Annotated in this window: 14 protein-coding genes and 1 pseudogene; 8 read left to right on the plus strand and 7 right to left on the minus strand. The window is 65.8% G+C overall.

The features are described 5' to 3' along the window. Positions 1–24: 24 nt before the first annotated feature. From C265_RS12710 to C265_RS12740, 6 genes are all read right to left on the minus strand, one after another. The gene (locus C265_RS12710; protein WP_010814590.1) at positions 25–1,410 is read right to left on the minus strand and encodes an FAD-binding oxidoreductase; all 1,386 of its coding nucleotides are present in this window, start codon (positions 1,408–1,410) and stop codon (positions 25–27) included. A 120-nt stretch (positions 1,411–1,530) separates the two neighbouring features. After that, positions 1,531–4,794, minus strand: coding sequence for a BTAD domain-containing putative transcriptional regulator (locus C265_RS12715; protein WP_037024240.1), 3,264 nt, complete (start codon positions 4,792–4,794; stop codon positions 1,531–1,533). A 759-nt stretch (positions 4,795–5,553) separates the two neighbouring features. Then, entirely contained in the window at positions 5,554–6,630 is a 1,077-nt protein-coding gene (locus tag C265_RS12725; RefSeq protein ID WP_010814593.1) for a lipocalin-like domain-containing protein, read from the minus strand. Next, on the minus strand, positions 6,627–9,152 hold the full coding sequence (locus tag C265_RS12730; protein ID WP_010814594.1) for an FtsX-like permease family protein: 2,526 nt from the start codon (positions 9,150–9,152) through the stop codon (positions 6,627–6,629). Before C265_RS12730 ends, C265_RS12725 begins: the two co-directional genes overlap by 4 nt. Before the next feature lie 3 nt (positions 9,153–9,155). Further along, the gene (locus C265_RS12735; protein WP_011617337.1) at positions 9,156–9,851 is read right to left on the minus strand and encodes an ABC transporter ATP-binding protein; all 696 of its coding nucleotides are present in this window, start codon (positions 9,849–9,851) and stop codon (positions 9,156–9,158) included. A 495-nt stretch (positions 9,852–10,346) separates the two neighbouring features. Then, positions 10,347–11,411, minus strand: a complete 1,065-nt coding sequence (locus C265_RS12740; RefSeq protein ID WP_010814596.1) for a VWA domain-containing protein — start codon at positions 11,409–11,411, stop codon at positions 10,347–10,349. A gap of 75 nt (positions 11,412–11,486) precedes the next feature. Between C265_RS12740 and C265_RS12745 the strand changes: the two genes are divergently transcribed. From C265_RS12745 to C265_RS12760, 4 genes are read left to right on the plus strand one after another with little or no spacing between them, the layout of a single operon-like run. Next, positions 11,487–12,434 (plus strand): S1C family serine protease, encoded by a 948-nt coding sequence (locus tag C265_RS12745; RefSeq protein WP_011617338.1) that lies wholly within the window; start codon positions 11,487–11,489, stop codon positions 12,432–12,434. A 12-nt stretch (positions 12,435–12,446) separates the two neighbouring features. Beyond that, a complete protein-coding gene (locus tag C265_RS12750; protein ID WP_011617339.1) occupies positions 12,447–13,460 on the plus strand; it encodes a MoxR family ATPase in 1,014 nt (337 codons plus the stop codon). Further along, on the plus strand, positions 13,438–14,463 hold the full coding sequence (locus C265_RS12755) for a DUF58 domain-containing protein (protein ID WP_010814599.1): 1,026 nt from the start codon (positions 13,438–13,440) through the stop codon (positions 14,461–14,463). Before C265_RS12750 ends, C265_RS12755 begins: the two co-directional genes overlap by 23 nt. Further along, the gene (locus C265_RS12760; RefSeq protein WP_010814600.1) at positions 14,460–15,518 is read left to right on the plus strand and encodes a VWA domain-containing protein; all 1,059 of its coding nucleotides are present in this window, start codon (positions 14,460–14,462) and stop codon (positions 15,516–15,518) included. The genes C265_RS12755 and C265_RS12760 overlap by 4 nt, the downstream gene beginning before the upstream one ends. 56 nt (positions 15,519–15,574) lie before the next feature. On the opposite strand, the pseudogene C265_RS32845 reads toward C265_RS12760, so the two are convergent. Beyond that, positions 15,575–15,771 (minus strand): annotated as a pseudogene (locus tag C265_RS32845) (ISKra4 family transposase); the annotation flags it as partial. Between the two features lie 293 nt (positions 15,772–16,064). On the opposite strand from C265_RS32845, the gene C265_RS12765 reads away from it, so the two are divergent. The 4 genes from C265_RS12765 to C265_RS12780 all read left to right on the plus strand — a co-directional run bounded on the left by C265_RS12765 (position 16,065) and on the right by C265_RS12780 (position 20,268). Continuing rightward, positions 16,065–16,901, plus strand: coding sequence for a phytanoyl-CoA dioxygenase family protein (locus C265_RS12765; RefSeq protein WP_010814601.1), 837 nt, complete (start codon positions 16,065–16,067; stop codon positions 16,899–16,901). A 25-nt stretch (positions 16,902–16,926) separates the two neighbouring features. Continuing rightward, entirely contained in the window at positions 16,927–17,334 is a 408-nt protein-coding gene (locus tag C265_RS12770; RefSeq protein WP_037024242.1) for a RidA family protein, read from the plus strand. 95 nt (positions 17,335–17,429) lie between these two features. Next, positions 17,430–18,863 carry an MFS transporter gene (locus tag C265_RS12775; RefSeq protein ID WP_010814603.1) on the plus strand — a complete coding sequence of 478 codons (1,434 nt, stop codon included), beginning with the start codon at positions 17,430–17,432 and terminating at the stop codon, positions 18,861–18,863. Positions 18,864–18,906: 43 nt separating this feature from the next. Continuing rightward, positions 18,907–20,268, plus strand: a complete 1,362-nt coding sequence (locus C265_RS12780; RefSeq protein WP_010814604.1) for an FAD-binding oxidoreductase — start codon at positions 18,907–18,909, stop codon at positions 20,266–20,268. Positions 20,269–20,310 lie beyond the last annotated feature (42 nt).

The raw sequence follows: 20,310 nt of genomic DNA on the forward strand, positions 1-20,310 counted from the left end.
GCCCCATGTCGAAAGCGTGGTGCGTCAGGCGGGCCTGATGTTCTGATTCACGCGGAACAGGTTGGCCGGGTCGTATTTGCGCTTGATCTCCGCCAGCCGCGCATAGTTGTCGCGATAGGACGCCTTCACGTTGTCATTGCCCTCGTCCATCATCATGTTGATGTAGCCGCCGCCAGCAGAGTGCGGATGCAGGGCCAGCCAGTAGTCCTTCGCCCACTGCACGATGCGATCGTTGTTGGCCGGGTCGGGATCCACGCCGACAATCACGCTGGCAAAGTTGGCATCGCGGTAGCTGAAGGCCGTGTCGTCGCAGCCGGCGCGATGCGCTGCACCATTGATCGGATACAGGTGCATGGTCGAGTGCATCGACGGCAACTGCTGCCCGTACTTGATGTGCAGATCGATGGCCTTGTCGCTCAGGTCGCTGACGAAGTCCGCTTTCCAGTACCACTGCAAGCCCGCCGGATACAGTCCGTCGAACAGGCTCTGCAGGACAGGCCAGGGGACTGGTCCGGCAAAGTCCACCGCTGGCGGCATGGCCTCGCGAATCGGACGGAAGTGCGTTTCGGCCTGATCGATCGGGCCGGTGTAGCACCACACCACTGCGCACATCTTCTGCAGGTGAACTTCCTCCGGGAAGGGCGCTGCGGGAGGCACCGTGACGAAACCGAACCAGCCATTGATGTGCTGCGGCGCGCTCAGGATGAAGTCGCGCCACCATTTCATCAGCTCGCGGGCCTGCTCCATCGGCCACAGCATCGGGCCGCCATAGACCGTGGCTACGGGATGAGCCTTGAACTCGAACGACGTCACCACGCCGAAGTTGCCACCGCCGCCGCGCAACGCCCAGAACAGGTCCGCGTTTTCGTCCTCGCTTGCTGTGACGATGCGCCCGTCGGCCAGAACGACCTCGGCGCTGAGCAGATTGTCGATCGTCAGGCCGTAGGCGCGGCTGAGGTAGCCGATGCCGCCGCCGAGCGTCAGTCCGCCCACGCCGGTGGTCGAGATGAAGCCACTCGGCGTCGCCAGCCCGTAGGCACTGGCGGCGTGATCCACATCGCCCCAGGTGCAGCCACCGCCAACCCGCAGTGTCTTGCTTCCGGCATTGACAAACACGCCCTTCATGGGCGACAGGTCGATCACCAGTCCACCATCGCATGTGCCGAGCCCGGCGCCATTGTGCGCGCCGCCACGCACGGCCAGCAGCATCCCGCCGTCGCGCGCGGCGTTCACCGCCGCGATGACGTCCGCAACATCGACGCAGCGCGCGATGATCGCAGGTCGCTTGTCGATCATTCCGTTGTAGACGGCACGCGCCTGGTCGTAAGCCGCGTCGCCCGGCTGAATCAGTTGTCCCCGAAAATGCGCCTTGAGTGCGGTTGCGACGGGTTCGCTCAATGAAGCTTCCATGGTTGCCTCCTGTCCGGTTGGTATGCAGGAGTTTTAGCAACCTCGGCGTTTTGAAAGCGTTAGGTGAACCGTTACAAGGGGATTCTGCCTCCCGACCGGGGCGCGGTGGTCGAGCCGAAGCTAACGCGCGAGTAACGCCCGCGCCTTGACGATGTCGGGCTGATCGAAGCCCTCGGTGAATCGCGCAAGCGGCGCCTCGACCACCTCATGCGCATTGACGCGCCCCTGCGAGGTTCGCAGCGTTGTCAATGACAGGGTGGCACGTAGTTCAAGCGGTAGCGCGTGCTGGGCTGTGGCGATCTCGATCGCCTTGATCAGCGATGACTCGGCTTCGGCGAGGCTGGCGCTGCTGCATAGCAGCAATTCACCGCGCAGACGGTACAGCTCGGCGTCCACCCAGTGCTCGCCAGTGCGCCCGGCGCATTCGAGCGCCTGGTCCAAAGCCGCCAACGCAGCCTCGGTCTCTCCTACGTCGCCCAGGCATTCAGCCAGCATGGCCAGATACAGCGGCAGACGCAGGCGTGCGCCCGTTACGTGAAAGCCCTCGATCGCCGCCTGCATCGCCACCACGGCGTCGGCGCCGGGCGCCTGTTTCGCGTTCGCCCAGGCGAGCAGTATGCCTGCCCAGGCAAGGTAGTAGCCTACGTGGTACTGTTCGGCGATCTCGTGTGCCAGGCGGGCATAGTGCAGCGTGAGACCGTGCTCATGTCGCAGCGCATGCTGCGTCGCGAGATATGACAGCGCGAGCGCCTGGGAGAACGGGTGTGCTACCCGGTTTGCCACCTCCAGCGCTTCGCGTCCACGCTGAAGGGCCTGATCGGCAAGCCCCCTGAACCACAATGCGTGCGCCGACCACGCGGCGGCCAGCACGCCGAAGTTACCGCCCATCAGGGACGCATGCTCGGCGTGCTGGGCCTCGTCATAAGCGCGGTGCGCGCGTTGATACGCGGGCTCGGCAGCCATCCAGTCGCCTTGCTGGACCAGGCTACCCATGACGCTGGTCCATGCCATCACCGAGTAAGTACCGGAGCCCAGCGGCCCCAATCCCGCAATCAGTTCCTCGCTCAGGCTACGTGCCTGTGCAAGTTCCGCCCTCACTACCAGGAAAAATGAAAGGCTGACCTGGGCGCGTGCTTGCTGACTGGCGTCACCCGCCAGCCGGCTCAGTTCCACCGCGCGTCGCAGCGGCGCCTCCAGTTCGGGTGCCGCCCAGCCTCGGGCGATGCGAATCGGTGGCGCAAGGTCGAGTTGCAGGGCCAGCGATTGACTGGCGCGCTCCTGCGGATCGGCAATCCGGTCCGCTTGCACCAGCCCGCGCGTCAGCAATGCAATGGCATCGTCATAGGCATACACACTCTGCGCGACAACGGCCGCGCGCCGATAGAACGCCGCCGCCTGGGCTGGCAGGCCCGCCCGCTCATAGTGCGAGGCGATCTGCGCGCTTGCCGCGTCGGGCGCATCGCCTGACGCCTGCTCGAGCGCTCGCGCCACGCGCAAATGCAGGCGGCGGCGCTGTAGCGGACTCACGTCGGCGTATGCCACGTCGCGGATCTTGTCATGGCTGAAGTCAAAGGCCAGGCCGCCAGCGTCGGTCTGGCGCACGATGCGCCGCTGCCACAGCTCGTCCAGTGCGCCTGCCAGGGCATCCTCGCCGAGGTCGCTTGCCTGGGCGAGGATGTCGGTCGTGAACGCCCGTCCAATGATTGCAGCAACCCCGACGATTTCGCGGGCGCCCGGAGGAAGCTGTGCCAGCCGGTTCGAGATGATGGAGTAAACCTTGGGCGGCAACTTCGACGCCATGCCGCCCTGTGCGTCCCCGACCGGCATGGTGTCGGAGCGGGCCCGCATCATTTCGACGGCGAACAGCGGGTTACCCTCGCTCTCTTCGAACAGCCGGGTTGCCTCCGTGTCGGCCAGCGGCCGGTCCAGGATCTGGGCCGCTATCTTTGCCGTTTCCGCGGCGTCGAGTGTCCCCAATGAGATCTCGATGAACTGGTCGTCGCGGCGTAGTGCGTCCAGCAGCCGGTTCGCCGCGTGCAGCGGCATGATTTCCTCGGGGCGCGCCGTTGCGACCACCATCAGCCTTGCCGCCACGTCGAAACGCATCAGGAAGCGCAGCCATTCGAGCGTCTCGCCGTCGCACCATTGCAGGTCGTCGAGCAGCAACAGAAGCGGCCCGCCTTGTGCAAGCACCGCTCGCGCAAGCGCCTCGAAGAACCGTTGGCGTTGCCAGTATTCGGTAAGAGGCGACGGCGGCGACAGTCCGGATTGCTGCGTGAGGAGTTCGGGCAACAGGCGCGTGACCTCGGTCAGCCACAGTCTGTCGAGCTTGCCGATCGCACCACTCAGGCCAGGGCTGCGCAGCCAGCCGGTCACCGGCGCAAACGCAAGCTGTCCCTCGGCCGCATAGGCGCGCGAATGCGCCACGGTGATGCCTTGCTCGGCCAGATGGACCAGCAGTTCCTCCGCCAGGCGCGATTTGCCGATGCCGGCTTCGCCCAGGATCAGGACAAACTGCTTGTCGCCCAGCTGGGTACGCTGCCAGACTTCAAGCAGCCGGCGCCATTCGCCATGCCGGCCAATCATTGGCAGCATCGCATCCCGCCGCGGGCGTTGGCGCTGCATTGACGCAGCCTGCGCAGCCAACCGCGCATAGGCCTCGCGCATGGGGTCGCCGGGCAGGACGCCCAATTCGCGAGCGAGCGTTTCCACACAGCTACGATAGGCGCGCATGGCCGATGCGTGATCGTGGTTCAGCGCGTGCAGGCGCATCAGCGCCAGGCAGGTGGGTTCGCGGCACGGGTCGAGCCGCTGCAACTGCTGTGTGTACTTCAACGCCTTTGCATAGTCGCGCCGGTCCTCACTCAGTTGACCGAGGCGCGCGAGCGCCGCGATGCACTGTTCGCGCAACTTTTCGCGCTCGGGGTGGATCCACTCGTCATAGCAGTTGGCCAGCAGGTCACCGCGATAGAGATCCGCGGCATGCGTCAGCAGTTCTTCTTCAGCGCCTGCGTCGCCGTGCCTCGAGGCCCTGGCCGCAGCCGCAAGCGCGGACTGGAACTGCGCTACATCGAGGTCAAGCGGCGAATCGGGCAGCCATCGCACCGTTTGCGCATCGGCATGGACAAACTGATCTGCCTCCGGCCAGGTCTTGCGCAGCTGAAACAGCAGTTGACGCAGGGCATTGCGCGCCTGCGCCTGCGAGGAATCAGGCCAGAACAGTACGGCGAGCTGCTGCCGCGTCTGCGGTGCGTCGCGATGCAGGACAAGGCAGGCGAGCAGCGCCTGCAAGCGGGGGGAGTTTGCGTTAAACAGGGGCGCGCCAGCGCCGTCGAGCTGGAACTCGCCAAACAAACGGACGGAGGAGCGGGCCTGCGAAGTCATGCTGGAGCGCAATGCGGCACAAAGCGATGGGGAGCTCCTGTAGGCAGCGTGCGGTGCGCGCTGCGCTAGCGCTCGTGCGGGAACTCTCCAACACCCAAGCCCGCGCGAGCGCCTTCCGTGACTATACTCGCGTTGGCTCGTCCCATCCGGCCAACGTCGACGAGCAGTCACTCCCTTTCCCGCCAGGTCCTAGCCGAAGACCTCGGATGCGTCCGTCATCAGTCTAAGCCCATGGGCTCGGATTCGCTCCTGGGCACGCCGGGCAAAGACTGATGCATCCAGGTTTGACCCGAGCTTCCGTACGCCGTGGGAGACTCGCCGAAAAATGAATTCAACTTCGTTTTCGGTGAAGTCGCCGTAGGCAAGGTATGCCCTCAGCATCTGGTTAAGGTAGGCATCACACTCACTTCGCTGCAATACTAGTGCGCTTGCCAGCAGAGACCGCGAGTGCCACCGCAGCCACCGGCGTCTCCAGTGCTTGTAGTCGTCCTTCACCAATTGACCCCTCCATTGCCCGGCGGCACCTTTCTTTACGCTGCCCGCAATCACCAACGAGTAGGGAGCACGCGGCGCGCTGTTTGAAAATCATCATAGCGTGACGGAAATAGCAGGGCAATCGGCTTTCCTCTGGAGAAGGTCCCACCAAAGAGGGGGTATGGCGAGAATCTTGCGATTGAGGGAAATCGTGTGGATCGCCGAGCGAAGCGGCGGGCGGGCACTCCGACCGGCCGCTCCCAATTGCCCGGGCCGGGCCTCAAGTCAAAGATTGAGGCGCTGGAAATACCCGGTCAGTTCGAGGTAGCCCCGTCCGACCACCTTGCCTCCCCGCAACGCCGTCACCGCGCCCTCCCAATAGACCGCGCCGGTACTCGCGCGGCTATCGAGTTCCTGATCATCCATCAGCGGTAGCAGTTCGAGCGTGAGACCGCCTGCGTTCAACCGCATGGCAACCGGATAGCTCGTGCCGGTACGAGGCGAGCGCCAACGGCGTGCCGGCATGAAGTTGACCTCGTCGGGAGCCAGTACCTGGACGCGACCGTCGCTGCCGCGCAGCGTGCCGCCTCCCCAGAACTTGCGCCCCGGCTTGTCCCGGATCTGGAAGGCCATCAACGCGCTGCCGTCATCCAGGTTGAGGCCGAGCCAGTCCCAGCCGACGGCCTCGTCGGCCAGCAAGGTCGACGACCATTCGTGATCCAGCCAGGCGGTGCCGTGCACGGTTTCCTGCAGGCTGCGCCGCTCCAGGGTGCCGCTCACCTTGAGCCCCGGCTGGCTGTAGTAATAGCTCGCCTGGGCCGCCAGCGGTCCCTTGCGGCTGTATCCCCGTTCGCCCTGTAGCAGCAACCGTTGGGTTGGCTCCATTGTCAGATCGAGCGTGAAATCCCGCGCGGGAAATCTGGCTCGGTAGTGCCCCGTCGCCTCTCGGCGCAGCGACCAGTTGTCGATGTACACATCGGTATCGGCAGTATCGGCAAGCGCAAGGCCGAAGCCGCTGCGCGCCGCGCGTTGGTCGTGCTGGAGCTTGCCGGCCACGGGATCGCTCAGTGCGACATTGGCGAACAGCAGTTGCTGCGGCGCGAAGCGGCTTGGGTTGGCCTGGTCGAACGGCGGGCGCGAGCGGAAGAACGTAACCTGGAAGCCGAGCGGCGCTCCTGCCGGCGTCTGCAGCCAGCCGGTGGCATACCACCATTCGGTGCGATAGTCGGGGTGCGCGCCGTGGTCGCGCGGGAAGGCCAGGGTTCGTCCCGCGGCGACCGGCGGATAAGCGGGCGCTGCGCCCAGCGCCGCGGCCGCCACGCCGGAACCCGGCAACAACAGCAGGAATGAGCGCCTCTTCACCAATCCTCCTGAACCGCGCGCACTGCGCTACGCGACATCGCCTGCCGCCCGCTCGCCAGCGCAGCCAGCGAGGCCGCCGCCACCACCGCGCTCGCCAACTGGGCGAGGAATGCCCAGGGCAAATGCAAACTCATGGTCCAGTGGAACGACTGCGGGTTGACAACGTGAACCAGGATCAAGGCGATGATCCATCCCAGCGCAAGACCGGCTACCACGCCAAGCAGAGCGAGTAACGCGCCCTCCAGTGCCAGCATCGCGCCGATCTGCCAACGCATGAAGCCGAGATGCCGCAGCATGCCGAATTCGCGCGCACGCGCCAGGGCCTGCGCGCTGAAGCTGGCGCCGATGCCGAACAGGCCGATCACGACCGCTATGCCCTCCAGCAGGTAGGTCACGGCGAAGCTCCGGTCGAAGATTCTCAAGGTGACGGTGCGAATCTCGCCAGGCTCGGCGAAGGTAATGTGTTCACCGCCGGCGACGCGCTGGCGCAGCCTCTCCTTGACCTGCGCCGGGCCGGTGCCCTGCTCCAGCCACAGGGCAACGTCAGTGACACGCCGCTCGTCCGTGAGCCGTCGATAATCGTCCTGGCTGATCACGACCGTACCATGCTGGCGTGCGTAATCGCGCCACACGCCGCCCACCAGGAAGGCGACGGGCCGGCCCTGCAGCGGCAGCGTGATACGTTGCCCCGGGCGGAAGCCATAGAGGTCGACCATCGCCTCGCTGACCCATACCGCCGGCGGATCCCCCGGCTGCGCCGCGACGGGCGCTGCCGTCAGCGGCAACCGTGCGCCCGGATTGTGCGGATCGATCGGCCGGGCAATGACCGTGACGGGGGGGCGCTCGGGATCAAGCAGGATCTGGCTCGAACGTAGAAACTCGGCACGCGCAACGCCACGGACGCTGGCGATGGCCGCCTGGTCGTCAAGCGAGAAATACGCGCTGTCGCCGCTTGACGAAGCACGCAGATAAAGGTCGGCCGGCAGGACATTGTGCAACCAATCGTCCACCGAGATGCGAAAGCTTGACACCATGATCGCCATCGCCGCCATCAGGCTAAAGCTGGCGACTATGCCGGCCAGCGCGATGGCCGCGCGGCCCGGTGCGCCGGCGAGCTGGGTCAGGGCAAGCTGCGGCACAGCCCGTCGCCAAGAGGGCAGCAAGCCGAACACGAGATGCGCCAGCCGTGGCATCAGCAGGATGGCGCCCACCAACAACAGGGCGATCGCCGCATAACCGAAGACCGGCAGATCCGCCACCGGCCGCAGTGGCGTCAGCACAAGCCCGGCTGCCATCGCAGCAAGCCCGGTCCACGGCGAGCGTAGCCGCTTGAGCGGTGTCTCCTCATCGCCCGCCTTGAGCGCCTGCGCCGGCCGCGCGCGTGCGGCCTCCCATGCCGGTGCGAGACTGCCGAGCACCGCCGCCGACAGGCCGAGTGTGAAGAAGATCAGCGCTGCCAGCGCGTCGAAGCGGACCTTGGGCTTTACACCTGCAAAGTAGCCGCCGCCCAAATCTCCGCCCGCGTACCCGAGCACCGTGGCGGCGAGGACGAAGCCAAGCGCCAGGCCGAGCATCGCACCGAGCGCGCCTTGCACCGCGCCTTCCGCCAGCAGCAGCCGCAGCAGACCAGCGCGCGTCACCCCAAGGGCGCGCAACAGTGCAAGCTGCGAGCGCCGCCGCAGCACCGAGACTGCCTGCATCGTGAACACCAGGAAGGCGCCAGTGAACAGCGCCACCAGGGCAAGCACGTTCAGGTTCACCCGATAGGCGCGCGACAGGTTGGAAGTCCGGCGCGCGTTGTCCTGCGGCGAACCCGCCACCACCCCTGGCGGCAGCAGCGCGGCCAGCGCTTGCGCAAAGTTGTCGGTGTCCACTCCCGGCCTGAGCTTGACGTCGATCCGCTGCAGCAGGCCAAGCCGGTCGAGGCGCCACTGCGCGGCACCGATATCCATCACGCCCAGGCGCATGCCCTCGCCCGCCGCCGGCAGCGTGCCGGCAATACGCAGCGTAAGCGCGGTCAGCCCGACTTGTACGGTGAGCGGGTCCCCGGGCTTGAGATCGAGCCAGCTCAGCGCCGCCGGCGACAGGAACACGGCGTCGGGATCGAGAACGTCGAGCTTGCCCGCGCGCTCCTCGGCGGGCCGCCCGATCAGATTGGGTGTTACAGGCGCCGCCCGGAACACATCGATGCCAAACAGCGTCAGCGCACCGGTGCGCCCCGGCACCAGCGCATTGACTTCCACCACGGGGCTGGCCGACGCCACCTCCGGCAGGCCCGCGATGCGCGGATAGAGCGATTCGTCGAAGCCCATGCGCGGCCCGCGGATCTCCAGATCGGCATTCCCCATCAAGGAGCGCACCGCCTGGGAAAACTCTGCCAACGCAGCGTGGTTGACCAGATGCACGCCATAGCCCATTGCCACACCGATGGCCACGGCAAGGATGCCGATGATGGCGCGTCCGGGATGGGCGCGCAATTCGCCCAGGAGTAGTGCAAGGCCGAGTGAGCGCGGCGTTCGCATGGCTTAGGCGGCCGCGCTCATCGGCGGCTGTGGCCCCAGCGGCGTCAATCCGCCGGGCGTCAATTGCAAGACGCGATCCGCCGTCGCCGCAGCCACTGCCGAATGCGTGACGATAATCGCGGCCGTGCCGTTTGCGTTGACCAGTTTGCGCAGCAGGCTCAGCACCCGCGCGGCCGTCTCGTGATCAAGGTTGCCAGTCGGCTCATCCGCCAGCAGCAGCATTGGACGGTGTACCAGGGCACGCGCAATCGCCACCCGCTGCAACTCCCCGCCGGAAAGCTCGCGCGGCAGACTGTCCTCGCGCCCCTCAAGCCCAACCGCGGCGAGCATCTCGGCAACGCGCGCCGACGCCCCTTTTTGCTCGAGGCCGTTCAACAGCAGCGGCAGCGCCACGTTCTGCGCCGCGCTCAAATTCGGCAGCACGTGGAAGGCCTGGAACACGAACCCCAGCTTGCGACGCCTGAGCAAGGTTGCGGCATCGTCGTCCAGCTTGCCCAGATCCTGTCCGTCGAACTGGATGCGGCCACTGTCGGGCCGATCCAGACCGGCGATCAGGTGGAGCAGCGTTGACTTGCCCACGCCCGATTCGCCCATGACGGCGACAAATTCGCCGGCGTCCAGCGCAAGACTGACTCCGCGGAGAACCGTGCGCGGTCGGGCGCCGTTGTATGTCTTGGAGACATCTGTAAGGGTCAGCACAATGTCGTCAACCTCGCGTGGCGTGCCTCTCCGTCAAGGCTGTGACGGGAGAGCGGGCACAAGCCATTCTGCCACCGTTGAAGTGCATGGACTTGTCGAAGAAGGCCGCTAGAAGTCGGACGATTCCCACTGGGAACGGTGCAGCCACTTTGCCATTTCCTGACGCTGGTTCGCTTCGCAGCCGATCGGGGGGATTTCGACTGACGCAGTGGCAGGCCCGTTCCATTGATCCGTTCACTGGCTATCCTTCTGCTTGTGCGGCTCGTGTAGATGCGGCACATTTGTTTCCGTCACTGTCTGGGCGCCCATCCAGCTCCTTGTGGCGCCGCCGGGGGCGGAAAGCTGGCGCAGTCCATGCGCAAGACGGCATGGATCATGCGGCCATTAGCGTGTGGCGTCTCGGTTCCCGGGTGAGATCCAGGCCGGAAATACACCCGCTGCGCCCATGGATGGCTCAGGGAATGAACCCGGCAGCTTCATCAACCGTGCTTCAGGTCACCGCCGGAACCACAGCATCGAGAGCCCGCACGCCACCCCCAGCAGCAGGACCGCTGCTGCCGAGAACAATGCACTGATCTCGGTTTCCTTGCGCTCGAGCGCGAAGCGCGCGCTGAGCTGGCGATACACCTGGCTCAGGTCCGCAGCCGAGCCAGCCTGAAAGTACTCGCCGTTCGTTATCGCCGCTACCGCCCGCAAGGCGGGTTCATCGAGCTGCATGTAGTAAGACAGGCCCGACTCTGCCGCGGCTCCGCCCTGCGGCGTACCGAAGCCCACCGTATAGACGCGCACGCCGCGCTGGGCGGCCATGCGCGCAGCGTCCAGCGGGTCCGGGCCGGTGGTGCGGCGGCCATCGCTGAGCAGGATTACCGCACCGTGCCGATACGAGCCGGGCTGCGCCGCCGGCCGTTCCTGTTCGCGCTTGCGGACGGCGTCCGCCGCCGCGGCCTCTGTCAGCGATCTGCCGCCGGGACCGGGTGCGAGCGACTCGCCGCTGAAAAGGATGGCTTCCAGGTCGATGCCATCGTCGGGGAACAACACTGCCAGCGCCTGGATCAGCCCGCTGCCGGTCGCCGTGCCGAGCTGGAGCTGGAAGCGATCGATTGCGTCGAGCATGTCCTGCCGGTTGTCGGTGGGGGGCAGCACCACGGTCGCGGTGGCGGCAAAAGAGACCATGCCCAGGCGCACGCTGGCCGGCAGCCCGACGATGAGATCCCGGGCAGCCTGCTTGGATGCGCCGATCCGGGTTGGTGCAACGTCGGTCGCCGCCATGCTGCGGGAGGTGTCCATGGCCAGCACCAGGGTGATGGTGTCGGACGGCAGCGTGATCGTCGCCGTAGGACGGGCGCAAGCCAGCAGGGCCACGCCCAGCGCGAGCAGGAAGAGCAGTGGCGGAATGTGACGCCGCAGCCGCTGGCCGGGACCCAGGGCGGCGCGCGGCAGCGCAAGGCTGGCATACAACAGCGCGATTTTCTTGCGCCGCGCAATCAGGTACAGGTAAGCGGCTGCCAGCAAGGGCAGCGCAAGCAACAGCCAGAGCATTTGCGGCCAGAGAAACTGCATGCACCTGCTCCTTGGCGCGTGGGTAAGACGATGGTACTGTATTTTTCACGGCGGGACGGGACCTCGGGAGCGGCAATGAGACGGGTAACGATCTACGGATGGGTCTCGGCAGCGGTGGCGCTGGTGCTCGCGGCGGTCGTTGGCTCTGCCTGGCTGTTGCAGCCGACGCCGCGCGTCCTCAAGCAAGCCGACATCGACTCCGCCGTGCTGCACACGCTGGAAACCAAGCGCCTGCCTTCGCGCACAGCCAGGGCGGCAGAGGCGGTTCGCGAGTCGGTGGTGGAAGTTCGCAGCTATGCGCCAGCCGAAAAGGCTGCGGACAAGCCGAAGAAAGCGGCATCCGCCCCACACGCCAAGCGTGATCCCCCTGCCACACGCCGCAAGGCACCTCCCGAATCGGCTCCGCTATCCCCGCCGCCTTCGGGCGATGAACTCGCAAAAGGCGACCCACCGGGCAGCAAGGGCGAGTCCGGCGGCAAGCGCACAGCCCGCCACATCGGTTCGGGGGTGGTCGTGACCGAAAGCGGCACCATTCTCACCAGCTACCACGTCGTCGCCGACGCCCTGCGCCTGGAGGTCAGGTTCCACGACGGCCACACGGCCGAGGCCTCGGTTGTGCAGGCGTTCCCGGAGAAAGACCTAGCCGTGATCCGGCCCAGTTCCATCCCCGACGACCTGCCGCCGGCGACGCTCGGTTCCAGCCGGAACCTCGCGCCCGGCACTGAAGTCGTCGCGGTCGGCTTTCCGTTCGGCATCGGCCCGTCGGTGTCTGCCGGCGTGGTGTCGGGGCTCGACCGCAGGTTCGTCTTGCCGGACGGCAAGCGGGACCTGGACAAGCTCATCCAGTTCGACGCCGCCGCCAATCCGGGCAACTCCGGCGGACCGCTGGTGAATCTGGATGGCGAGGTGGTAGGGATCGTCACCGCCATCCTCAACCCCAACCAGAGCGGCACTTTCCTCGGCATCGGCTTTGCTGTCACGATCGAAAGCGCCGGCGCTTCCATCGGATCCTCTCCTTTCTAATCGCGGGGGCCTATGAACGACCAAACCCGGGGCGCAGTGGACAGCGCCGAATTGATGGAACGCCTGCTGTATGAGGTGAAGCGCGTGGTGGTGGGGCAGGACCACTTCCTCGAACGGGTGCTGGTGGCGATCCTTGCGGGTGGCCACCTGCTGGTGGAAGGCGTGCCGGGCCTGGCCAAGACGCTGACCGTCAAGACGCTGGCCAGGACCATGAGCGGCTCCTTCAAGCGCATCCAGTTCACGCCTGACCTGCTGCCGGCCGACCTGATTGGCACGCGCATGTATAACCAGGGCACGGGCGAGTTCTCCACCGTGCGGGGCCCGGTCTTCGCCAACCTGCTGCTGGCCGACGAGATCAACCGCGCGCCGGCCAAGGTGCAGAGCGCCTTGCTGGAAGTGATGGAGGAGAAGCAGGTCACCATCGCCGGCGAGTCCCATCTGGTGCCCACGCCCTTCCTCGTCATGGCCACGCAGAACCCGATAGAAACGGAAGGCACCTACCCCTTGCCTGAGGCGCAGGTCGACCGTTTCCTGATGAAGGTCCTGGTGGGCTATCCCAGCGAGGAGGAGGAGGCCGTGATCGTCAACCGTGTCACCGGCCCCAGCATCAGCGTGAGCCCCATCGCGACGCCGGAGCGCCTGACAAGCCTGCAGGACGAATGCGGCAGGATCTATGTGGATCCGAGCCTGCTCCAGTATGCAGTGCGCGTGGTGGCGGCCACCCGCAAGCCGGGAGGCTACGGGCTGGAGGACCTGGATCGATACATAGCGTTCGGTGCCAGCCCCCGCGCCACCATCGGCCTGATCGAAGGCGCGCGCGCCCTGGCGTTCCTGCGCCGCCGGCACTATGCGCTGCCCGAAGACGTGGTCGATCTCGTGCCGGATGTCTTGCGCCACCGCCTGGTGCTCTCGTACGAGGCCATGTCCGACGGCGTGACTGCCGACCAGCTCGTCACCCGCATCCTGCAGGCGCTGCCGGTCCCGGAGCGCCCATTGGAATCCCATGTTCGGGCGCCTGCGCAATAGGCGGCGCCGGAGCGGCCCGGAGGCCGCACCCGGCAGCATGCCCGCTGGCACGGCGCTGGCCAGCGTCGACGCAAGGCAGACCGAGGCCTTGCTGCGCCGCCTGGAATGGACCGTGGTGCGCCGCCTCGATGGCCTGCTGCAGGGCGACTACCGCACGCTGTTCCGCGGCTTTGGGCTGGATCTTGCCGACCTGCGCGAATACCGCCCCGGCGACGACGTGCGGCACATCGACTGGAACGTGACAGCACGGCTGCAAACACCGCACGTGCGTGAGTACCAGGAAGACCGGGAGGTCTCCGTCTGGTTCCTGCTGGACCTGAGCGGATCGGTCGGTTTCGGTTCCGGCAGCGTGAGCAAGCGTGACCTGCTGAGCGACTTCACCACCGTCATGGCGCTGCTGCTGACGCGCTATGGCAACCGGGTCGGCGCCCTGCTCTACGGCGGGGCCACAGACGCGGGCGCGTCGGTGGTGCCGGCGCGCTCGGGGCGCCGGCACCTGCTGCACCTGCTCGACCGCATGCATGGCACACCGGCCGCGTCGCCGGGCGACACCCGCTTGCGCGACCTGCTGGAGCGCGCACGGGCAGTCGCGAAACATCGATCGGTGCTGTTCGTGGTCTCCGACTTCATCAGCGCCCCGGGCTGGCAGGCATCGCTCCAAATGCTGGCCCGGCGCCATGAGGTCGTCGCCGTGCGGCTGGTCGACCCGCTGGAGATGGCCTTGCCCGACCTGGGCCTGGTCGTGCTGCAGGATGCCGAAACCGCCGAGCAGATGTTCGTCGACACGCACGACCCGGCCTTCCGCAAACGCTTCGCCGCCGCCGCCCAGGCGCGCGAGGACGAATTGCGCCTGGCCTTCACCCAGGCCGGCGTGGCGTGCCTGACGCTGTCGACCTACGCCCGCCTGGACCTGGCCCTGCTGCACTTCACCCGCCGGCGCCGCCACCGTCAAGGTGCCGCCGCAACAGCAAAGCAGGAGAACGGGCCCAAGGAGGCAGCATGACCGATGCCATAAGCCGGCTACCCGTCTTCAGCTTCCTGTGGCCAGGCATGCTGTGGCTGCTCACGCTCGTCCTCGTGCTGTCCGCTGGCTACGTATGGCTCGACAGGCGCCGGCGCCACGCCACGGTGCACTATCCCACCCTGAAATCCGTCGGCGTTGCCATCAGGGGCGGTGCGACCTTGCGCCGCCACGTGCCGCCCATGCTGCTCCTGCTGGCCCTGGCCGCGCTGACCTTCGCCATCGCCCGACCCCAGGCAGTGATGATGCTGCCCTCGCACATCGAGACCGTGGTCGTGGTCATCGATCTGTCCGGCAGCATGCGCGCGCAGGATATCCAGCCCAGCCGCATCCGCGCCGCCCAGCAAGCGGCCAAGGTTCTACTCGACACACTGCCCGCGGGCGTCAGCGCGGGAGTAGTCGCGATGGCCGGCACCGCCGCCGTGGCACAGGCGCCCAGCCGCAGCAAGGATGCCGCGGCCACGGCGATCGACCGCCTCAAGCCGCAAGGCGGCACCGCGCTGGGCAATGGCCTGCTCATCGCGCTGACGACGCTGCTGCCGCAGACGGCTGGTGACGCCGAGCGCCTCATGAACGGCGACACCACGCCGCTGCAAAAGCCGGACGCATCCCACAGCGGCGAAGCCGTGACGCCCGGCTCTTATCCCTCCGGGGCGATCGTCCTGTTTTCCGACGGTGAAAGCAACACCGGCCCGGCCGCGACGCAGGCGGCGCAGCTTGCCGCGGCGCACGGCGTGCGCGTTTATACCGTCGGGGTTGGCACGACCGACGGTGTGGTGCTCTCGGTCGATGGCTGGTCGGCGCGCGTCAGGCTGGATGAGAAGGTATTGAAGGAAGTCGCCAATGCGACAGGGGCAGAGTATTTCCCGCTTGCGGATGCCGCGCAGCTGAAGAGGGTGTACCGGGCGCTCAATATGCGGCTGACGTTTGGCAAGCGCGAACAGGTTGAAATTACTGCGTTCTTCGCCGCGCTGGGGGCGTTGCTGGCCACGTGTGCAGGGCTGCTGTCGTTGTGGTGGTTCGGGCGCGTGATGTAGGCAGGGACTGGCTCTGGCGGAGGAAACAAATCACTGGCCTAGCGAAGATGTGGCGGACCTTCTCGTAGCAGGAAGTTCCACATACGATCGGCCGGTCGACGCTCCAGCTTGTGCACGTAGGCAAGACTATGCCCGCGGTCCTGATCCCGCAGGGACTTCCCGACGATCACTTCAAACCAGCCATCCTGGCGGCGCCCCGTCGAAGGCCGCCGCCGTCAATGCCGATCGCGTGGATCGGACCCGGCTCGGGGATTTCGGATGGGACCGATCGACAGTCGCCCGAACGTCCTGCGGTATTGCGGCTCACGGTGGAGTACCGCAAGACGCCCTCATCAGCTTTGCCGTAACGCCTGCCACGAATGCTGAACGTGTGCTGAGGTTCGTCGGCCCAGCCCATGACTACATGGATGACATTGTGCCATTGCCCGTGCTCGGGAACAACGCCCGCATATTAACACAACAGCTGTTGTGTTAATTCGAATTGCGAGTTATTGTTCGTCCATCGCGCCGGCCAGCGTCCATCACGAGGAATGAAGGAGACCGATCATGCTCACCACCCAATCCCAACGAGAGGCGTTTCGCAATGACGGCGCCGTACTTGTAGAAAACTGTCTTGACCCGGCGCAGCTCGCTCAGTGCTACGAGGCGTTCAAGTGGAACGTCGCCAATCCGGGTCCGTATCACTTCCGCTCGCTGGACGGCACGAGCCTGCAGACCCATATCGACAACGCCAATCCGGTCGTCAAGGACAAGCTTGACGATCTGGTCTCGACGCTGCCGTTCGGAAAGATATTCCAGGAGTTATGGGGATCGGAGCATGTCTGGTATTTCGCCGAGGAGGTGTTCGCCAAGGAAGGTGGCCAAAGCGGCCGCGGACCGTGGCATCAGGACACCGCCAACCTGCCCTGGGCCGGCAAGCACTGGGGCAACGCCTGGATCACCTTCCAGCCCATTCCAAAGGGGAATTCGCTGGAGATCGTTCGCGGCTCGCATCTCGGCATCCAGTACGACGGGGCCAGCTTCGCGAATGCCGATGACCCGACCGATCCGCTCTACGGCGACGGCACTCTGCCCCGCCTTCCGCATATCGACAAGGAACTCGCCGAAGATCCGAACGCCTGGGACGTGCTCTCCTGGGGCGTGACGCCCGGCGACGTCGTATTCCTGCATCCGCGTTCGCTGCACGGAGGAGCCGCCGTCGACGCCGACTGTCCGACCCGCCATACCCTGGTACTTCGATTCTTCGGTGACGACGCCACGTTCCGCGCCCTGCCGCTGTCGAACCCGCGCTATGCCCGTAACGGGCCCCTATTCAGCGAAGAAATGGCCAAGCTCAATGAAGGCGAGCCGTTCCGCTCGCCTGTCTTCCGCCAGATCGCCTGATATCGCCTTGGACGGAGAAGCAGCCATGAAACGACAAATGATCAATCCCGGCCTTGCACGGGCAAGGCACTACGACCAGCTTCATTTCTCGTCGGCGACCCGTGTCGGCGACATGATCTGGGTGTCCGGCCAGGTGGGGTTCGATCTGGCGACGGCCACGGTGGGACAGGGAATGGAAGCGCAGGCCCGACAGGCGTTTGAAAACCTGAAGACGGTCCTCGAAGCCGCGGGAGCCAGCATGGCCGATATCGTGGAGATCATGACTTTCCACACCGACTTGCGCGGCGACATCCATGAGTTTGTGAAGGTCAAGGATGAATACCTACCCGACCGCTATCCCTCGTGGACAGGCGTGGGCGTAAGCCAGCTGGCCCGCCCCGAGTTCCTCGTCGAGATACGCGCCATTGCGGTCGCCGGCTGCGGCGCCGGCTGACTGCCGGATGCCGCGGCCCCGTTTGCACACCGGGGTCGCGGCACACGATCCCAAAAGAAAAAAAGAACAGCGACAAAGCTGATGGAGACACCGACATGAATCGTCCCAATACGGTCGTCAGGCCGGATAAGCCATCCAGCATCCTGGCGAGGCTTGACCGCCTGCCGGTGATGGCTTCCCACTACGTCTGGGCCGCGCTGCTCGCGGCCAACCTGATGCTGGAGTATTACGACAACGCCATCTTTGCCTACGCCAGTCCAACGATCAAAGCCCATACCAATCTGAGCACGGAGCAGATCGGCCTCATCAGCAGCGCGTTTTTCATCGGGATGATTATCGGCGCGCTGGCGGGAGGAAGGCTGTCTGACAGGTGGGGACGACGCTCGGTTCTGGTATGGACCACCGTCCTGTACTCGCTGGGCGCGTTAGCGACCGCCTTCGCGCCTACCTACGAGACCATACTGGCCTCCCGCGTCGTCACGGGTATCGGCGTGCAGGCCGCCACATCGGTGCTGCTTGTCTATATCGCCGAGATGTTTCCCGGCAAGGCACGTGGCCGTTTCGTCTCCATCGTGACAATCGGGTTCGTGGTCTCCGGCATCGGAGCTGCGGCACTGGCAATGTTCTATCTGCCGCACAGCAGTACCGGTGCCTGGCGCAACCTGTTCCTTGCTGGCAGCGTCGGCTTGCTGATTGCGCCCCTGGCACGCGTCATCCTGCCCGAATCGGTGCGCTGGTGTGTGTCGCGCGGGCGGTCCGACCGCGCCGAACGCATCGTCAGCGAACTCGAAGCACGCGCACTGCGCCGCGGTCCGCTCGAGGAACCCGGAATTTCCGCAACTCAACAGAACGCCGCAGCACCAACGCTGCGCGACCTCATCAACGACAAGGCCGTTCTTCGAACCATAGCAATTCTCACGCTTGGCTATTTCGGCGCCACCCTGGGCTACTACCTGTTCGGGCAGTGGGGCGTCTACTCGCTCGTGTACAGCCTCAAGTACTCCGAGGACGATGCGTATTTCATCCTGTTCCTGTGGAACGTGATCTATGGCATCACGCCGTTCGTCGCCATGCTGTTTCTCGACCGGTATGAACGCAAGTCCACCATCCTTGTCGTGTCCGTGCTCAGTGCACTGCCGTTGGTCGTGCTCGGCATCTCGGCCACCAGCTGGGTGGTGATCGGTGCGGGGGGCCTCGCCTCCATCATCACCGGACTCGTCGTCAACGCGTACTACACCTACATCCCGGAGACGATTCCGACGCAGTTGCGCGCCCTGGGCAGCGGCATCGTGATTTCTGGCGGCCGGTTCGGCGGAGCGGCCGCCGGCGTCCTGGGCGCCGCGCTGTTCTCCGCAAACGGCATGGCGGGCGTAATGCTCGCCGCGGCAGCCTGCTACATCGTGTTCTCCATCCCCGTCGCCCTGTTCGGCCCGCGCACGACCAACCGCTCGCTGGAAGCCGTTACCGACGAAGGGCCCGGCGCTGCAAACGGCGTGCGTCAATCCACGGACACGCCCATGGCCGCCTGACACGGCATGTCCGAAAATTGCCGGGTGGTTGTGTCCCGACAGCATGGATCTCCAGACCAAGGAGCACGGCAACGTGACTGAAGACTTCAAGACATACCGAACACTGGGCGGCTGGATAGAAAAGCCAGCCGATCTGCAGCCACCGCTCGAGGGCCACACCAACGCCGATGTGGTCATCATCGGCGCCGGCTTCGCCGGCCTTTGCGCGGCGCTGGAGCTTGCCCGGCACCGCGTGAAGGTGGTCGTCCTCGAACGCGAATTCTGCGGCTATGGAGCGAGCAGCCGCAATGCGGGCTGTCTCGCCGGCGGCCAGGGACTCAAGTACGACCGCTTCCTCAAGCGCGCAGGCCATGAGAAGGCAAGGCAGATCGTCCGCTTCTACGAGGACGGCGTCAGCTTCGCCGAAGGCAAGTTCGCCGAGCACGGGATAGACTGCGACTACAACCAGTCGGGACTGATCCGTGCCGGCATCGACCCCTCGCAGGAAGCCAGGGTGCGCGACGATATGCGCATCAGCGCCGAACTCGGATGCCCATCGGAGTATCTGGACCAGGCCGAGATGCGCGCACGCGGCATCCCGCCAGCGTTCCTGTTCGGCAGCTACGTGTCGAACGGCGGCACGCTCGATCCCGGCAAGTACGTCCTGGGGCTGCGGCGCGCGGCCCTGCGGGCGGGCGTGACGATCCACGAGAACACGCCGTTGCTGTCCTACACCGAAGGACCGACCGTCAAGGTGCGGACGCCGCGCGGCAGCGTCAGCGCGCCGGTCATGATCCTGGCCACCAACGCCTATACGCCCCAACTCGGCCCGCTGGCGGACAAGGTGGTGCCGTTGCGGCTCTCGGCAATCGAAACCGAACCGCTTTCACCCGTCCAGCTGGCAGCGCTTGGGTGGCATCGTCGCGAAGGCATCACGACCATGCACTGGGTCATGGAAAGCCATCGCCTGACGGCGCGCAACACGCTTGTCGTGACGACCAAGCGCCTGCGCTACCCGTTCGGCTCGCAGACGCCGGACGTGCCAGAGCACGGCCAGTATCGAGCGCTGCGGATGGCCCTGCACGACCGCTTTCCACCCCTGAAGGGGATCGCCATCCGGCGCTGCTGGAGCGGGTACATCAGCTATGCCGACGATGGCCTGCCGGTGATCGGCACCACCGGAGCGGATCGGAACATCTACTACGCGGCGGGATGTTCCGGCCACGGCGTCGGCACACAGGGCATGGTCGGACACATGCTGGCCGAGAAGATCTGCGGTATCGAAAACCCGCTGCTTGCGATGCTGATGCAACACGTCCCCCCATTGACGCTGCCCGAGCCGCTGCGCTGGTTTGCTCTCAACGGCGCCCTGAAGGTCGCAAGCAGGCTCAATGAACGCTCGAACCGCAAGGCACGCGCCGCATGAAGGAGCGCCGGCGGCTGCTACGCGATTGCATCACAGCAGGGC

The sequence above is a fragment of the Cupriavidus sp. GA3-3 genome (genome assembly GCF_000389805.1).
In the GTDB taxonomy this organism is placed as follows: domain Bacteria; phylum Pseudomonadota; class Gammaproteobacteria; order Burkholderiales; family Burkholderiaceae; genus Cupriavidus; species Cupriavidus necator_D.

Bases quoted from the DNA above. Each gene is read 5' to 3' on its own strand.
- C265_RS12780 (WP_010814604.1), top strand. From the start codon at position 18,907: ATGGATCTCCAGACCAAGGAGCACGGCAACGTGACTGAAGACTTCAAG.
- C265_RS12715 (WP_037024240.1), bottom strand. From the start codon at position 4,794: ATGACTTCGCAGGCCCGCTCCTCCGTCCGTTTGTTTGGCGAGTTCCAG.
- C265_RS12760 (WP_010814600.1), top strand. From the start codon at position 14,460: ATGACCGATGCCATAAGCCGGCTACCCGTCTTCAGCTTCCTGTGGCCA.
- C265_RS12770 (WP_037024242.1), top strand. From the start codon at position 16,927: ATGAAACGACAAATGATCAATCCCGGCCTTGCACGGGCAAGGCACTAC.
- C265_RS12765 (WP_010814601.1), top strand. From the start codon at position 16,065: ATGCTCACCACCCAATCCCAACGAGAGGCGTTTCGCAATGACGGCGCC.
- C265_RS12740 (WP_010814596.1), bottom strand. From the start codon at position 11,411: ATGCAGTTTCTCTGGCCGCAAATGCTCTGGCTGTTGCTTGCGCTGCCC.
- C265_RS12775 (WP_010814603.1), top strand. From the start codon at position 17,430: ATGAATCGTCCCAATACGGTCGTCAGGCCGGATAAGCCATCCAGCATC.
- C265_RS12710 (WP_010814590.1), bottom strand. From the start codon at position 1,410: ATGGAAGCTTCATTGAGCGAACCCGTCGCAACCGCACTCAAGGCGCAT.
- C265_RS12745 (WP_011617338.1), top strand. From the start codon at position 11,487: ATGAGACGGGTAACGATCTACGGATGGGTCTCGGCAGCGGTGGCGCTG.
- C265_RS12730 (WP_010814594.1), bottom strand. From the start codon at position 9,152: ATGCGAACGCCGCGCTCACTCGGCCTTGCACTACTCCTGGGCGAATTG.
- C265_RS12755 (WP_010814599.1), top strand. From the start codon at position 13,438: ATGTTCGGGCGCCTGCGCAATAGGCGGCGCCGGAGCGGCCCGGAGGCC.
- C265_RS12750 (WP_011617339.1), top strand. From the start codon at position 12,447: ATGAACGACCAAACCCGGGGCGCAGTGGACAGCGCCGAATTGATGGAA.